Genomic DNA, 15,903 nt, shown 5'->3' on the forward strand with positions numbered 1-15,903 from the left:
AGAACCCGACCCATGGACGCAGCTGACGGTCGACTTGCCGAGCGACCGCACGAGGAACGTCGAGCAGCTCACCGACCGCACGCTCTCCACCCGCAGCCACGTCGCGGGCGCGGAGCTCGGCCACACCCTGGTCAGCCGCGCGCAGGGCAATTCGACGGCACCACCCACCTGTGCTTGGACGCCGCGCATACTCCCGTCGCAGCTGCCCGGACCGGCGCACCGCCCTGAACCCGCGGGGCCTGGTCGAACTCGCCAACGATTCCGAGTAGGTCCCGGATTCAGCCTCAGACGCTCGGGGCGATGACCAGGCCCAGTTCGGCGTCGGACGCGAGTAGTTCGTTGTGGGGCAGGACGCGGACCGTGTATCCGACGGCACCGGACAGGGGGACCGGGGTTTCGACGGTGAAGAGTTCGACGCCGGATTCGGATCCGGTGTGGGCCATAGGGAAGGTGGTGGTGTCGGAGAGGTCGTCGGTCGGTGAGACCCGACCGAGTACCGCCTGCACCGTGACGTCGGCCGGGATGAGGCCGCCCAGGTCGATGCGGGCGGCGAGCGAGAGTTCGGCGCCGATGATCGGGGTATCGGGCAGTCCCGCGCTGTCGACCTGGATGATCTTGACCGAGGGCCAAGCGGCCTCGACGCGGCGGCGATACTCCGAAACCGCTCGGGCACCGGCGAATTCGTCGGCGCTCGCGCGTCGACCGGCGGCTGCGGCGGGGGCGTAGTACTCGACGGCGTAGTCGCGAACCATGCGCGAGGCCAGCACCTGCGGACCGAGCGTCTGCAGGGTGTGACGCACCATCTCGACCCATCGGATCGGCATATCGGAGCCGTCGCGGTCGTAGAAGCGCGGTGCGACGGTGCGTTCGAACAGGTCGTAGAGGGCGGCGGCCTCGAGGTCGTCGCGCCGGTGTTCATCGGAGACACCGTCGGCGGTCGGTATGGCCCAACCGTTTTCGCCGTCGTACATCTCGTCCCACCAGCCGTCGCGGATGGACAGGTTGAGCCCGCCGTTCAGCGCGGACTTCATCCCGGAGGTACCGCAGGCCTCCAGCGGACGCAGCGGATTGTTCAACCAGACATCGCAACCCCAGTACAGGTAGCGGGCCATCGACATGTCGTAGTCGGGCAGGAAGACGATGCGATGACGCACTTCCGGATCATCGGCGAACCGCACGACCTGCTGAATCAGCGCCTTGCCGCCATCGTCGGCGGGGTGGCTCTTCCCCGCGACGACCAGTTGCATCGGCCGATCGGGATTCAGCAGCAGCGCACGCAGGCGCTGCGGATCGCGCAGCATCAGCGTCAGCCGTTTATAGGTCGGCACCCGGCGCGCGAAGCCGACGGTCAGCACATTCGGATCGAAAACACTATCGACCCAACCCAATTCGGCCGAAGCCGCACCGCGCTCCAACCAGGACGCACGCACCCGCCGACGCACCTCGGCAACGAGGGTGGCGCGCAAGGCATTCCGAGTCGACCACAATTCACCCAGGTCGACATCGCGCAGCTTCTCCCAGCCACGCGCCTCCTCGACCAGCTCGGGACCGATGTATTCGCGTGCCTTGTCGAACCATTCGCGCGCGGCCCAGGTCGGGGCGTGTACACCATTGGTGACCGAACCGATCGGCACCTCGGTCGCATCGAAGCCCGGCCACAGCGGCGCGAACATGGCGCGGCTCACCTCGCCGTGCAGTTCGGAAACACCATTGGCGCGCTGGGCGAGTCGCAGACCCATATGCGCCATATTGAATACCGAAGGATCGGCTTCGCGACCAAGCGCGACAATCCGGTCGATGGAAAGCCCCGGCAGCATCGTGGATTCGGATTCGCCGTGCCCGCCGCCGAAATACCTGCGCACCAACGGCATCGGGAACCTGTCGATACCAGCGGGCACCGGCGTATGCGTGGTGAAAACGGTAGCTGCCCGCACGGCAGTGAGTGCGGTATCGAAATCCAGTCCGGTCGAGACGAGTTCACGGATCCGCTCGACGCCGAGGAATCCGGCGTGGCCCTCGTTCATATGGAACACATCGGGATCCGGCAGTCCGGCGGCGCGCGTATACGCGCGCACCGCCCGCACGCCGCCGATACCGGCCAGGATCTCCTGTTTGATCCGATGGTCCTGGTCACCGCCGTAGAGCCGGTCGGTGACCGCGCGCAGTTCCGGATCGTTCTCGGCGATATCGGAATCCAGCAGCAGCAATGGCACCCGCCCGACCTGCGCGATCCACACCCGCGCCCGCAGCACCCGCTGATCGGGCATGGCCACATGGATCAATACCGGCGAACCCTCGGTGGTCAGCAACCGCAACGGCAGCCCCTGCGGGTCCAGCGCCGGATAATGCTCGGACTGCCAACCGTCCGCGGTCAGCGACTGCCGGAAATAGCCGGAGCGGTAGAGCAATCCGACGCCGACCAGCGGAAGTCCCAGATCCGATGCTGACTTCAGGTGATCACCGGCGAGAATCCCGAGGCCGCCCGAATAGTTCGGCAGTACCTCGGTGACGCCGAACTCCATCGAGAAGTAGGCAATGCCGCGCACCGGCTCGTCGGTCTGCCGCGGAAACCAGCCAGGGCGCGTCAGATAGTCGCGCAGATCCGCGGCCACGGCATCCACCCGCCCGACGTAGTCCGCGTCGGCGGCGAGCTCGTCCAGCCGCGCCGCGGACACCTCACCCAGTATCCGCACCGGGTCGTGGCCGAGTTCGCGCCACAGCTCGGGATCTAGCTCCGCGAACAGATCCTGGGTGGGCCAATGCCATGACCAGCGCAGATTCGTGGAAAGTTCGCCCAGCGCCGCCAAACGCTCGGGCAGATGGGCACGGACGGTGAAACGACGAAGTGCCTTCACCTGCCGAACCCTACCGAATGCGACCCACCCGAGTCGCCCGAGCGCCCCAGGTCACCTGATGATGCCCGGAATAACAGCTCGCGGCCGACTCCCGCGGATGAGAGCATCGGCTGATGCCGCACTGGATCGATGTGCTCCCCCAGTTCCTGCTGGCCTGCCTCATTCTGGCCGCACTGCCCGGACCGGCAACGGCGCTGTTCCTCCAGCGCGCGGTGCGCGACGGTCGCGGGGCCGGTCTGGCGGCGGTGGCCGGAAATGAGATCGGAGTGTTCGGGTGGACGCTCGCCGGTGGCGCCGGGTTGTCGGTGCTGCTGGTCGCGAACCGGTTCATGAATACCGCGGTGCACGTCATCGGGGCTTTGGTATTGATCTGGCTCGGCGTGCAGGCCTGGCGCGGTGCCCGCCAGGACGACGATTCCGGCAGCACGGCGCTTACCCGCCCCGCCGGCTGCCATCCCCGTGCGACCGAACTACTGCCGTCCGGACGCAGCCCCGGTTCGGCCTTCCGCGCCTCGCTGATCTCGATCGCGGCGAATCCGAAGGCGGCCGTCTTCGGCCTGACGATCCTGCCGCAGTTCCTGCCGTCGAGCGGTCCGGTGCTGCCGACCGTGCTGATCCTGGCGGGTATTCAACTGGTCATCGATACCGCTTGGTGCATCGGCATCGTGCTGGCGGCGGACCGGGCCGGTACCTGGCTGCGGCGAACCGGAATCCGCCAGCGGGTGGAGCGCGCACTCGGCGCGATCTTGGTCGCACTGGGCCTCGGTCTGGCGGCCGACGCACGCTGATCCCGTCCAACCGATTCGCACCCGGTAGGTTGGTCGACGTGACCGGCCGCATCGCCATCGATGACACCGCCCCTACGATCCCCGGCGGTCGCTCGGCGAAGGCCGTGGTCGGCGAGGTGTTTCCGGTGCGCACAGTGGTTTGGCGCGAGGGGCACGACGCCGTCTCGGCAACGCTGGCGGTGCGCGGCCCCGGCTCGACGCGTATCACGCGTATTCGGATGACCCCGGACTATGAACCGGATGTCTGCAACGCCATCTTCGTACCCAACGTGCCCGGCACGTGGACCTACCGCATCGAGGGCTGGAGCGATCCGATAGCGACCTGGCGCGCGGCGGTGGAGGCCAAGCTGGCCGTCGGACAGAGCGCCACCGACCTCGCCAACGACCTCGAGCTCGGCGCCCGGCTGTTCGAACGGGCCGCGCAGGCGGTGCCCAAGAAGCAGTTCGAGCGCTTGCGCGCCGCCGCGACTGCGTTGCGCGCCGACGAACAGCTGCCCGCCAGGGTCGCCCCCGCCTTCAGCGCCGAGGTCGCCGAGATCCTGCGCGATACACCGTTGCGGGACATGGTCACTCGCGGCCCGCAGCATTCGGTGCTGGTGGAACGTCAACGCGCACTGTATGGCTCGTGGTACGAATTCTTCCCGCGCTCGACCGGCGGCCGCGATGCCGCGGGCAACCCGATCCACGGTAATTTCGCCACCGCCGCAAAGGAATTGCCGCGCATCGCGGGTATGGGCTTCGATGTGGTCTACCTCCCGCCGATCCACCCCATCGGTGCGATCAACCGCAAGGGCCGCAATAACGCGCTCGCCGCCGAACCCGGTGATGTCGGCTCGCCGTGGGCGATCGGGTCGAAGGAAGGCGGGCACGACGCGATCCACCCCGAGCTCGGCAGCACCGCCGACTTCACCGAATTCGTAGCCACCGCAACCGAACTCGGCCTCGAAGTCGCGCTCGACCTGGCGCTGCAGTGTGCACCGGATCATCCGTGGGTCGCCGCGCACCCGGAGTGGTTCACGACGCTGCCGGACGGCACCATCGCCTACGCCGAGAATCCACCGAAGAAATATCAGGACATCTACCCCGTCAACTTCGACAACGATCCGGACGGGCTGTACGCCGAGGTACTGCGCGTCGTCCGACACTGGATCGGCTTGGGCGTCAAAATCTTCCGCGTCGACAACCCGCACACCAAACCCGCCGACTTCTGGGATTGGCTGATCGCGACCGTGCGGCGAACCGATCCCGATGTGATCTTCCTGTCCGAGGCGTTCACCCGACCGGCCCGGCTCTACGGTCTGGCCCGCCGCGGATTCAGTCAGTCCTATACATACTTCACCTGGCGCGTCGCCAAGTGGGAGCTGACCGAATTCGGCAACGAACTGGCCGCCAAGGCCGACGAGGCCAGACCGAACCTGTTCGTCAACACCCCCGACATCCTGCACGAGAGCCTGCAGCACGGCGGGCCAGGCATGTTCGCCATTCGCGCGGTACTGGCCGCGACCATGGCTCCGACCTGGGGTGTCTACTCCGGATTCGAACTCTTCGAGCATCAGGCGGTGCGGCCGGGCAGCGAGGAATACCTGGATTCGGAGAAGTACGAACTGCGCCCGCGACCGTTCGCCGAGGCGCTCGCGCGCGGAGAATCGTTGGAGCCCTGGATCACTCGGCTCAACGAGATCCGCCGCTCACATCCGGCATTGCAGCAGTTGCGCTGCATCCACTTCCATCACGTCGACAACGACGCGCTGCTGGCCTACTCGAAGGTCGATCCGGTCAGCGGTGACGCGGTGCTGGTCGTGGTGAATCTGAATCCCTATGCGGCCGAATGGGGCATGATTTCGCTCGACCTGCCCGCCATCGGGCGCGAATGGCACGACCATCCGGTGGTGTTCGACGAGGTCAGCGGCGAGGAATACCACTGGGCGCAGACCAACTACGTGCGGCTGGATCCGGCACGCGCAGTCGCCCACATTCTCACACTGCCCGTGGTACCGCAGCAGGCGCGCGCGGAACTGGCCTTCCGGAGGACATTTCGATGAAGCGCCGCGATCTGATGTTGCTCGCGGCGGGCACCCACACCGATCCGCATACCGTGCTCGGCGCACACCCGCATCCCGACGGCACGATCGTCCGGGTACTGCGCCCGCATGCCGATACGGTGTTCGCCAGGGTCGGCGGCTCCGACCATCCGCTGCAGTCGTTGGGGCACGGTATTTTCGCCGGTGTCGTACCGCATCCGGACCTGATGGATTACCGCATCGTCACCAATTACCAAGGCGGGCAGACGATCATCAGCGCGGACGGCTACCGCTTTCTGCCCACTATCGGTGAGCTGGACCTGCATCTCATCGGCGCGGGCCGCCACGAACACCTGTGGGAGGTGCTCGGCGCCCACCCGCGCCGCTACACCACCCTCGACGGTGCGGTGGACGGCACTTCGTTCGCCGTCTGGGCACCGAATGCCCGGGGCGTCACCGTCATCGGGGATTTCGACGGGTGGAGCGGTAGTACCTCGCCGATGCGTTCACTCGGATCCTCCGGGGTTTGGGAGGTCTTCGTACCGGGAGTCGGCGTCGGCACCAAGTACAAGTTCCGGGTGCACGGCGCCGACGGCCGCACCGTGGATCATGCGGATCCGCTGGCCTTCGCGACGGAGCTGCCACCGGCGACGGCGTCGGTGATCACCGAAAGCAACTACGTGTGGTCCGACGGCGATTGGCTCGCCACCCGCGAAAATACCGACCCGACCCGCGCCCCGATGAGCATCTACGAAGTGCATCCGGGATCGTGGCGTCCGGGCCTCGGCTACCGCGAATTGGCCGATCAGCTCGCCGATTACGTGCGCGCGGCCGGATTCACCCATATCGAACTGCTGCCGATCGCCGAGCACCCGTTCGGCGGCTCCTGGGGCTATCAGGTCACGTCCTATTACGCACCCACCGCCCGCTTCGGCACACCCGACGATTTCCGCGCCTTCGTCGACCGCATGCACGCCGCGGGCATCGGCGTACTGCTCGACTGGGTGCCCGCACACTTCCCCCGGGACGAATGGGCGCTGGCACGCTTCGACGGCACCGCGCTCTACGAACACGCCGACCCGCGCCGCGGCGAGCAACTCGACTGGGGCACCTACGTTTTCGACTTCGGCCGCAATGAGGTGCGCAACTTCCTGGTCGCCAATGCGCGGTACTGGATCGAGGAATTCCATATCGACGGACTGCGCGTGGACGCGGTCGCCTCGATGCTGTACCTGGACTACTCACGCACCGAAGGTGAATGGGAACCCAATGTGCACGGTGGCCGGGAGAATCTGGAGGCCGTCGACTTCCTGCAGGACCTCAATGAAACCGTGCACCGCCACCATCCCGGTGTCGTCACCATCGCCGAGGAATCCACTACCTGGCCCGGTGTCACCCGCGGCGCCGACGTCGGCGGTCTCGGCTTCACCATGAAGTGGAATATGGGCTGGATGCACGACACCCTCGGCTATCTGGGGCGCGATCCGATCCACCGCTCCTGGCACCATAACGAGATCACCTTCTCGCTGGTGTATGCGTGGAGCGAGAACTATGTGTTGCCCATCAGCCACGACGAGGTCGTGCACGGCAAGGGCACGCTGTGGACCAGAATGCCGGGTGACGAGTTCGCCAAGGCGGCGGGCGTGCGCGCGCTGCTAGCGTACATGTGGTCGCATCCCGGTAAGCAATTGCTGTTCATGGGCCAGGATTTCGGCCAGTTCCGGGAATGGTCACACGACCGCGGCCTGGACTGGTACGAACTGGAAAACCCGCTGCACCAGGGCATTACGACCGCCGTCCGGGATCTGAACGCGGTCTACCGCGCCCATCCCGCGCTGTGGAGCCAGGACACCAGTCCGGGCGGCTACTCCTGGGTCCAGGCCGACGATCGCGAAAACAATGTGATCGCCTTCCTGCGCTACGGCTCCGACGGTTCGGTGATCGCCTGCGTCTTCAACTTCTCCGGCTCGGTGCACGGCGAATACCGCGTCGGCCTGCCGAGCGCGGGCACTTGGCGCGAAATCCTCAATACCGACGGCGTCGAATACGGCGGCTCCGGCATCGGAAACCTGGGCGGGGTCGAGGCGACCGATGAGCCGTGGCACGGCCGGCCGGCTTCGGCCACCGTCGCCCTTGCGCCGAATACCGCGATCTGGCTCGCGCCGGAGTCATAAGGTCGTAGGCAAATAGCGATAGACGAACGGCGGGGCTATCCGCCGATGTCGGGCGTGCCTCCGGCAGCCGGGTCAGTACAGCGCGGCGGCGAGCTTGCGGCGGGCAGCGACCACGAAAGGCTCTGCCGGGTCGAACAACTCGAAGAGTTCGAGCAGCCGAGTACGCGCCTTGGTGCGATCATCGCCCGCCGTCTTCTTGATCACGGCGATCAACCGATCGAACGAGGCCTCCGGCTGCTGGCTCAGCATCTCGACATCCGCGGCGTCCAGGGCCGCGTCGACATTGGCCGGATCGGCATCGGCAGTGGCGATCGCGGTCTCCGATATGGCCTGGGCCCGCGACAGGAAGCGCAGCTGACGCAGCGCGCTCTTCGCCTCCTCATTGCCCGGCTCCGCGGCGATGATGGCCTCGTACGCCGCTTCGGCGCCGGCCATGTCACCGCGCTCCAGCGCGGCCTCTGCGGCGGTGAAACGCGGGTCCTCCACGGCCTGCGGCTGTTCATCACCCTCGAACTGGCCGCCGACTGCCTCGACGACCGCACTCAACCACTGCCGGACCTGCGGCTCCGGCTGGGCGCCCTCGAAATCCGCGAGCGGCCGACCGCCAGCCACCGCGATCACCGTGGGAATGCCCTTCACACCGAAGGCCTGCGCGATCCGCATATTGGCCTCGGCCTCGACCGTGGCCAGATCCCATGCGCCCGCACCTTCCTGGACGAGCCGCTCCAACGTCCGAACCAGCTCGACGCTGCCAGGGCTGCGCTGCGAGTACAGCACGACGACCACCGGGACCTGGGTGGACCTACGCAGCACCTTCGTTTCGAAATCCGCCTCGGAGACGGCGTAGTCGCCGCCTCCTGCCCCCGACGCACCGGCCGGGGGCTGCTTCAGGCTGGACAAATCCACCGCACCGGACATGGCGGCGGCGACGGCTGGCGAAGGACGGCGGGCAGCAGGTCGAGTCACGGCTTCCAGTTTGTCACGGCGTGACCGACGCCGGGGCTCCGGAGTCGACGGAACCGGTATCGCTGAGCTCACCGAGCTTGCCCGCGCGCACCGCCCACACCTCGAAGAGCACGGTGAAAAACGGCGGAATGCTGGACAGCAGTGCGAGCACGGTGGTCTTGGTGTTCCAAGCCAGCTCGCGAGCCGCGAGAATCGCGGTGATGACGAACAGGATGAAGATGATGCCGTGCGTCATCCCGAACACCTTGACCGGCCACAGGACCGGTTCGGGGAGGCGCTTGAACACCATGCCGACGATCAGGAAGCCCCAGGAGATCGCCTCCAGCACGGCGATGAAGCGGAACCGCTTGGCCACGGTGCTCAAGTCGAAGAAATTGCCCATGGCCACCATTGTGCCGGACTGCTACGACGGGTCGTAGTTGAACCGGTCACACCGCGGCGGGCGAGCCCCGCCGACCCGGTATATGCCGGGCCGGCGGAGACGAGAACTACACCTTGATGATCAGCGCGTCACCCTGACCGCCGCCACCGCAGAGCGCGGCCGCGCCGATGCCGCCCCCGCGTCGCTTCAGCTCCAGCGCCAGATGCAGCAGGATGCGCGCACCCGACATGCCGAGCGGGTGACCGATGGCGATGGCACCACCGTTGACGTTGACCTTCTCCGGATCAATGCCCAACTTGCGGGTGGAGGCGATGCCGACCGCCGCGAACGCCTCGTTGATCTCGACCAGATCCAGCTCGGCGGGCGAAATGCCTTCGCGCGCACAGGCCTTGGCGATGGCGTTGGCGGGCTGATCCTGCAGCGTCGAATCCGGGCCCGCCACCACGCCCGCAGCCCCGATCTCGGCGATCCAGCTCAGGCCGAGCGACTGCGCCTTCTCCTTGCTCATCACGACCACCGCGGCCGCGCCGTCGGAGATCTGCGAGGCGGTGCCCGCGGTGATGGTGCCGTCCTTGCGGAAGGCCGGGCGCAGCTTGGCCAGCGATTCGACGGTGGTGTCCGCGCGGATGCCCTCGTCGGTGCTCACCACGATCGGATCGCCCTTGCGCTGCGGCACCGAGACCGGCGCCACCTCGTCATCGAAGACGCCGTTCTTCCAGGCCGCCGCCGCGCGCTGGTGCGAGGCCGCCGCGAACGCGTCCTGATCATCCCGGCTGACCGGCTCGGCGTCGTTGCGCTGTTCGGTGAGCGCACCCATCGGCTGGTCGGTGAAGATGTCGTGCAGACCGTCGTAGGCCATGCTGTCGCGCAGCGTCACATCGCCGTATTTGTAGCCCTCCCTGCTCTTTTCGAGCAGATGCGGGGCCTGGCTCATGGATTCCTGCCCGCCCGCGACGACGATCTCGTACTCGCCCGCACGGATCAGCTGATCCGCCAGCGCGATCGCGTTGATACCGGACAGGCACACCTTGTTCACCGTCAAGGCGGGCACATCCATCGGAATGCCCGCGGCCACGGCGGCCTGCCGGGCCGGGATCTGCCCCGCGCCCGCGGTGAGCACCTGTCCCATGATCACGTAGTCGACCTGTTCCGGCGCGATGCCGCCCTTCTCCAGCGCGGCCTTGATGGCGAGCCCGCCCAGGTCGGAACCGGTGAAGTCCTTCAGACCCCCGAGCAGCCGACCGACCGGGGTACGCGCACCGGAAACGATCACGGTTGTGGTCACGACGAGCCTCGCATTCATTGATCGGAACAGCGTCGCGGACCGAGCACTCGCGACGTCAACCTCTGTACTCAACGGTAGCTTGCCCTACTCGAACGCCCCCTACCAGGTGCGCGGCGCCCTCGCCTACGCCTTCCGGCCGGCTGTGCCGGATCAGGCGCTACGTTCGAGTGGTGAGCAACGTTATCGACCCGTCGAACTTCATCCCCGGCGACTACATCATCGCCGTCGACCACGTGGGCATCGCCGTACCCGATCTGGATGCCGCAATTGCCTGGTATGCCGACAATCTCGGCATGATCGAGACCCACCGCGAGGTGAACGAGGCCCAAGGTGTGCACGAGGCGATGCTGTCTTTGCCCGGTGCACCGGACGGCGCGACTGCCCTGCAGTTGCTGGCACCACTCAACGCGGAGTCCACCATCGCCAAGTTCATCGACCGCAGCGGTCCGGGCCTGCAGCAACTCGCCTATCGGGTTACCGACATCGAGGCCGTCTCCGTGTATCTTCGTGATCGAGGTCTGCGTTTGCTGTACGACGCCCCGCGTCACGGAACCGCAGATTCTCGCATCAATTTCATCCACCCGAAGGATGCTGGCGGTGTGCTGATCGAGTTGGTCGAGCCCAGCACGAATGTTACGCACTAGTATCAAGATCGGGCCTGAAAAACTCGTCGCGGTCACATTCGCGGTCGAGTCACCATGATGTGCAAGTAGGCTGTAGTTTGTGACCCATGTCGTCACCCGAGTCCGATCGCAATCGCTTCGTTGCACTGCCCTTCACCGTTGTGCGCAAGGGTTATGCGCAAGACGAGGTACGCAACTACTTCGACCGTTTCGATGCCGAACTAAGAGTCACCGCCACAGATCGGGATGCCGCTGCGGCGCAAGCCCGTAACCTCGCCAGCCAACTGGAGGACGCGCGGGACGAGATCGACGAGCTCCGCAAGGAGGTCGATCGCCTCTCGGTTCCGCCGACCACCGCGGAAGGCATGTCCGACCGCATCTCTCGGATGCTGCGGCTGGCTTCCGACGAGGCTTCCGAGGTCCGCGCGCTCGCGCAGGCCGAGGCGGCGGAAATGGTGTCGATCGCCGAGCAGCAGGCCACCGAAATGCGTGGCAAGTACGAATCGCTGCTCGCCGAGACCAAGGAGAAGCGCGAGGCGCTCGAGATCGAATTCGAGCAGACCCTCGCGAATGCGCGTACCGAGTCCGCCAAGATCATCGAGGCCGCTCAGGCCGAGGCCGACCGCCTCGGCAAGGAAGCCGATGCCAAGCGCAAGGCGACCCAGCAGGACTTCGAGGCCACCATGGCGGAGCGTCGCACCAAGCTCACCCGCGCCATGGAGGAGCTCGAGGCCACCAGCCGCGCCGAGGCCGCTCAGCGGATCAAGGACGCGACCGACGAGTCGAACCGCCTCATCACCTCCGCCACCCAGACCTCCGAGCGCAAGATCGCGCACGCCAAGGAACTCGCCGAGGAAATGCGCGTACTGCGCGGCCGGGTGCTCGCCCAGTTGCTCGGTATCCGCGGCCAGCTCGACTCGGTGCCCGCCATGCTCGCGGCGGTCAACCGGGAAAGCGAACTGCTGGACGGTGTTCCGGATCAGCGCAAGTCCATCGGCGGCGGCACCAAGTCGGTCACCGGTTCGCGCGCCAAGGCGATCCCCGAGGTCTCGACCGAGGAAGACGACATCGACGCCGACGAGCGCGAGAACGCCGAAATCAGCAACTGACAACGTCGGGCTGAGCGGCGACAAACGCAACACCCCAACCGAATTCACACCAAGGCCGCCCCGTAACCGGGGCGGCCTTCCTAATGTCCCGACCGACTGGGCATTGCTGCCACACCCGCATCTCGGATTCGCCTTCCAGGGCTTCGAATTCTGCCCGCATATCCTGGAATACCTTGCACCGCAGTGTGTCTACGGGCCGAACTGCGCAATCCACATGCCGATGCGGTCTCGAACCGGTCACGCGCCGCGTACGGTTCCCACGCCGCGTCGACAAGCGCCGCCGGGTCCAGCGCAGCGAGCAATATCGCCGGATTCATTGCCGGGCACCGTATTCAGCGGATTCGCTGGCACCGACCATACCGGCCACCTGCACCAGACCGGCATAAACACTCGTGTCGGCCAGTGATACGTGGACGTTGCGCAGATAGGTGCGGGCGCCACGGCCACATTGCTCAGTTGCGGTACCGGAACATTGGCCGCGACAGCGAGCCCGAACGGTACCTCGCCGCCAGCGCGGTCGCGCATCCGCGGCAATACCGAGCCGATCAGCGCCGCGGCGTGCGCAGCAGTATGTCCAGGCCGAATTCGAACGACTCCGGATCCGCCGAGCGAATATGGCCCGCCGTCGCAGCCACCCAGGTCCGGTCGGCGCATACTCGACGACACCGATATCACCGAGCCGGTCGACAATCGCCGACACGGCCGGCCACAGCCGCTCCCGATCACGCAGACCGGTTCAAGCGAGATCGCTGCCCGGGGAATTGAAATCACCTGCGGCGCAACCACCGCTAGACAAAGACGGCGACGTCGCCGTCGCAGCTGTTCACCGATGCAAAGTACACGGCGCATACTGGCGCAGAACATCGCGATGCCGAATGCCATGGAGGTCGGCCCGGACGGCCTCTCACTACCCGGTGATAGGGAGCGCAGTGGCGCTCTGCGGTGCGAGGACACCATCGACAACCGGGCTTTCGTGATCTGGGGTATCTCCCGCACCGTCGAGATGACCTTCGACCATGAACCGAGCCTGGCGCCGTCACCCGACCCTGTTCATCGACGGATTTCGTACGATCAATTCGCCACTCGCGGAGCTGTCCGCGCAGCCATTGACAAACTTGCTGGCCAGCCTGACGCCAGTCGCGCTAGAGAAGTTCGCCTGCACCAGGCTCGAGCCGGAAATCAACAATTCAGGACCAGCGACGGGTGATTCGCCGGGTGCGGCGGCCGTTCCAGCACCCGCGGTGCCAGTGTCTGCGGCCGTCTTCACCACCGTCGACCGCCCAGGCGACGATATGGGCTACGCCGGGCGGGATTTCGTGATCGCAGCCGGGGCAGCGATAGGTTTTGATCGCCCGACTGCCCGGAACGGTTCGCACGATGTACACATCGTCGCTGTCCGGCCCGGCTTCCCGCCGACCGAAAACATCGCCGATCGGCGGGACACCCTCCTGCGAGCGCCCCACCTGGCGCTCCATCCGCGGCTTCCGTCGAGGCATGCCACAAGCCTAGGTTGTGCCCCACCGCACACCGCGAGCGCGGTCCATCCCCTCCCACGCACGACTTCGCACCCCACGCACGTTATCGCCCGGCAGATCCCTGCGCGGCGCGCGATCCCTCACAGCACGCCGACCCGTGCGCGGCACTCGAACTCACGCGCAACTCGAATTCAAGCGCAACCGGCGAACCCGTGCACAGTGCAGGACTCCAGGCACAGCAGACAAACCAGTGCGCAGCCAACGAACTCACCTGACGCGCGCGAACTTCTGCGCGACCGGTGAATTCATTCGCAGCGGGCACGTCGTGTGCGGTGCACGAACCCGTGCGCGCACGGACTCATGCGGAATCTGTGGCAACAGGCAAAGTCATTGTGGCCGACGGGCTTATGCGCTGTGGGCGAGTTCCTGTGCCGACGCGGAAGGTGGGGGTTTTGCTAGAAGAGGCGGAATTCGTTGCTCTCGGTGCCGCGTAGGGCATCGTAATCGAGGGTCAGGCAGCGGATGCCGCGGTCCTCGGCCAGGGTGCGGGCTTGGGGCTTGATCTGTTGGGCGGCGAAGACGCCGGCGACCGGGGCGAGAAGTGGGTCTCGGTTCAACAGTTCGAGGTAGCGGGTCAGCTGTTCGACGCCATCGATTTCGCCGCGGCGCTTGATCTCGACGGCCACGGTAGCGCCGTCGGCGTCGCGGCAGAGCAGATCCACCGGGCCGATGGCAGTCATGTACTCGCGGCGGATCAGCGTGTAGCCGGGGCCGAGAGTCTGCACATGCTCGGCGAGCAGCTCCTGAAGATGAGCCTCCACACCGTCTTTCACCAGACCGGGGTCGACGCCCAGTTCATGCGAGGAGTCGTGCTCGATGTCCTCGATGGTGATGCGCAGTTCCTCACCGGCCTTATTGGTAACCACCCAGAATGCCTTCGCTCCCTCCGGCACCGCATCACCGTCGCGCTCTTCCAACCAGCACGGCGGACTCATCCAGTTCAGTGGCTTATACGAACCACCATCGGAGTGCACGAGGACCGAACCGTCCGCTTTGATCAGCAGCAATCGGCGGGCCATTGCGAGATGGGCGGTGAGTCGCCCTACGTAGTCGACCTGACAGCGAGCAATCACTAGGCGCACCCAAGCACTGTAGGTGAGCGCTCGGTCCCGGCCAGCGTCACCCCTGGCGCGTCGGCGGTCAGCCCATGAGCAGGATTGCCGCGAGAACCGCACTCACGACGAGCAGACCGGATTCGACCCGGGTAAGTCGGCGGGTCGACGCCGCTTTCGCACGCAGCATGCCGAAGCCGACCGCGGTTCCGATACCGAAGGCCAGCAGATGACCGACATTGGTGAAGGTCTGTTCGATCAACACACCCTCGGCCGCGACGATAAACCACGCGGTGGCCCAGGCAATTCGCCAGCGGCGCGGAATAGCGACCACAATCGCCCCGACCAACGCCATGGCACCGTAGCTGACGCCGACGTCCTGCGCCCAGCGGATGCTCGCGGGCAACCAGTCGGCCTCGATCGCGATCCACAGGCCAGCCGCGACAAGGAGCGTGGCACCGATATGTCCGGCCAGGAATACGCGCACCATATGCACCGCACCGAACCGCAGCTCGGCAAGGGCGAGCAGACAACCCAGCAACGGAATCAGCACCCAGGCGGCACTGACATCACCGATCACCAGTGCGCTCGAGAGCATGGTGCCCACCCGGCCGTTCAGCAGATTGTGCAGATTCGTGCTCGCGTGCAGCACCACCCGCGCCTGCGCAGACTCGCTCATCACGGAGAAGACGGCGGTAACAGCGACAAGAGCCGCCAGATATCCGAACGTCGCCGGGAGCCTCAGCTGCCACCAGTGTGAGCGAAGCGGCCTGAGGGGATCGACCGGCGCGCGGTCGGCGGTTGTCGTCGCTGCGACCATCAACACCTCCATGCGCGTCGACCGCTCCTACGAGCATGCCGACGCTGACTACTACTTTCTGTCACTCTCCATCATGAACGCCGAAGCGCCGCATAGTGTGCTTGTTCCCTGTGAGATTGCTACGAAACCTCATGCCACACAGCGCGCGAAGAGTATATGACGCAAAAAGGCCCCCAACTGTTGTTGGGGGCCTTTCGCAAGGATGTTCCGGCGGTGTCCTACTCTCCCACACCCTGTCGAGTGCAGTACCATCGGCGCTGGTGGCCTTAGCTTCCGGGTTCGGAATGGGACCG

Annotated in this window: 12 protein-coding genes and 1 rRNA gene; 5 read left to right on the forward strand and 8 right to left on the reverse strand. The window is 66.1% G+C overall.

Translation table 11 applies throughout. The features are described 5' to 3' along the window. Positions 1–284: 284 nt before the first annotated feature. Positions 285–2,855, reverse strand: a complete 2,571-nt coding sequence (gene glgP / locus AB0L58_RS26470; RefSeq protein ID WP_364390444.1) for an alpha-glucan family phosphorylase — start codon at positions 2,853–2,855, stop codon at positions 285–287. 113 nt (positions 2,856–2,968) lie between these two features. On the opposite strand from glgP, the gene AB0L58_RS26475 reads away from it, so the two are divergent. The 3 genes from AB0L58_RS26475 to glgB are packed head-to-tail and all read left to right on the forward strand — an operon-like array spanning position 2,969 to position 7,838. Then, complete coding sequence (locus tag AB0L58_RS26475) at positions 2,969–3,643, forward strand: LysE family translocator (RefSeq protein ID WP_364390445.1); 675 nt, start codon at positions 2,969–2,971, stop codon at positions 3,641–3,643. A gap of 38 nt (positions 3,644–3,681) precedes the next feature. After that, complete coding sequence (locus AB0L58_RS26480; protein ID WP_364390446.1) at positions 3,682–5,685, forward strand: alpha-1,4-glucan--maltose-1-phosphate maltosyltransferase; 2,004 nt, start codon at positions 3,682–3,684, stop codon at positions 5,683–5,685. Next, a complete protein-coding gene (gene glgB, locus AB0L58_RS26485) occupies positions 5,682–7,838 on the forward strand; it encodes a 1,4-alpha-glucan branching protein GlgB (RefSeq protein ID WP_364390447.1) in 2,157 nt (718 codons plus the stop codon). The genes AB0L58_RS26480 and glgB overlap by 4 nt, the downstream gene beginning before the upstream one ends. 72 nt (positions 7,839–7,910) lie before the next feature. Here glgB and AB0L58_RS26490 read toward each other — a convergent pair whose 3' ends face one another. From AB0L58_RS26490 to AB0L58_RS26500, 3 genes are all read right to left on the reverse strand, one after another. Next, complete coding sequence (locus tag AB0L58_RS26490) at positions 7,911–8,756, reverse strand: tetratricopeptide repeat protein (RefSeq protein WP_364390478.1); 846 nt, start codon at positions 8,754–8,756, stop codon at positions 7,911–7,913. Between the two features lie 61 nt (positions 8,757–8,817). Continuing rightward, complete coding sequence (locus AB0L58_RS26495) at positions 8,818–9,186, reverse strand: DUF3817 domain-containing protein (RefSeq protein WP_364390449.1); 369 nt, start codon at positions 9,184–9,186, stop codon at positions 8,818–8,820. Positions 9,187–9,292: 106 nt separating this feature from the next. Continuing rightward, the gene (locus tag AB0L58_RS26500; protein WP_364390450.1) at positions 9,293–10,471 is read right to left on the reverse strand and encodes an acetyl-CoA C-acetyltransferase; all 1,179 of its coding nucleotides are present in this window, start codon (positions 10,469–10,471) and stop codon (positions 9,293–9,295) included. Between the two features lie 170 nt (positions 10,472–10,641). On the opposite strand from AB0L58_RS26500, the gene mce reads away from it, so the two are divergent. Beyond that, positions 10,642–11,115, forward strand: coding sequence for a methylmalonyl-CoA epimerase (gene mce, locus AB0L58_RS26505; protein ID WP_364390452.1), 474 nt, complete (start codon positions 10,642–10,644; stop codon positions 11,113–11,115). An 86-nt stretch (positions 11,116–11,201) separates the two neighbouring features. Next, positions 11,202–12,203 (forward strand): hypothetical protein, encoded by a 1,002-nt coding sequence (locus AB0L58_RS26510; RefSeq protein WP_364390453.1) that lies wholly within the window; start codon positions 11,202–11,204, stop codon positions 12,201–12,203. A 1,187-nt stretch (positions 12,204–13,390) separates the two neighbouring features. On the opposite strand, the gene AB0L58_RS26515 is transcribed toward AB0L58_RS26510, so the two are convergent. The 4 genes from AB0L58_RS26515 to rrf all read right to left on the reverse strand — a co-directional run. After that, positions 13,391–13,699 carry an ATP/GTP-binding protein gene (locus tag AB0L58_RS26515; protein ID WP_364390454.1) on the reverse strand — a complete coding sequence of 103 codons (309 nt, stop codon included), beginning with the start codon at positions 13,697–13,699 and terminating at the stop codon, positions 13,391–13,393. A gap of 434 nt (positions 13,700–14,133) precedes the next feature. After that, the gene (gene nucS / locus AB0L58_RS26520; RefSeq protein ID WP_364390455.1) at positions 14,134–14,820 is read right to left on the reverse strand and encodes an endonuclease NucS; all 687 of its coding nucleotides are present in this window, start codon (positions 14,818–14,820) and stop codon (positions 14,134–14,136) included. A 58-nt stretch (positions 14,821–14,878) separates the two neighbouring features. Then, positions 14,879–15,622, reverse strand: coding sequence for a rhomboid-like protein (locus tag AB0L58_RS26525; protein WP_364390456.1), 744 nt, complete (start codon positions 15,620–15,622; stop codon positions 14,879–14,881). A gap of 193 nt (positions 15,623–15,815) precedes the next feature. Beyond that, positions 15,816–15,903: ribosomal RNA gene (rrf, locus tag AB0L58_RS26530) — 5S ribosomal RNA — on the reverse strand; the annotation flags it as partial.

It is taken from the genome of Nocardia sp. NPDC052112, from assembly GCF_040680135.1.
GTDB lineage: Bacteria > Actinomycetota > Actinomycetes > Mycobacteriales > Mycobacteriaceae > Nocardia.

Coding starts and splice junctions, on each gene's coding strand:
- AB0L58_RS26510 (WP_364390453.1), top strand. CDS start 11,202: ATGTCGTCACCCGAGTCCGATCGCAATCGCTTCGTTGCACTGCCCTTC.
- AB0L58_RS26490 (WP_364390478.1), bottom strand. CDS start 8,756: ATGTCCGGTGCGGTGGATTTGTCCAGCCTGAAGCAGCCCCCGGCCGGT.
- glgB (WP_364390447.1), top strand. CDS start 5,682: ATGAAGCGCCGCGATCTGATGTTGCTCGCGGCGGGCACCCACACCGAT.
- AB0L58_RS26495 (WP_364390449.1), bottom strand. CDS start 9,186: ATGGGCAATTTCTTCGACTTGAGCACCGTGGCCAAGCGGTTCCGCTTC.
- AB0L58_RS26475 (WP_364390445.1), top strand. CDS start 2,969: ATGCCGCACTGGATCGATGTGCTCCCCCAGTTCCTGCTGGCCTGCCTC.
- AB0L58_RS26515 (WP_364390454.1), bottom strand. CDS start 13,699: ATGCCTCGACGGAAGCCGCGGATGGAGCGCCAGGTGGGGCGCTCGCAG.
- AB0L58_RS26525 (WP_364390456.1), bottom strand. CDS start 15,622: ATGGAGGTGTTGATGGTCGCAGCGACGACAACCGCCGACCGCGCGCCG.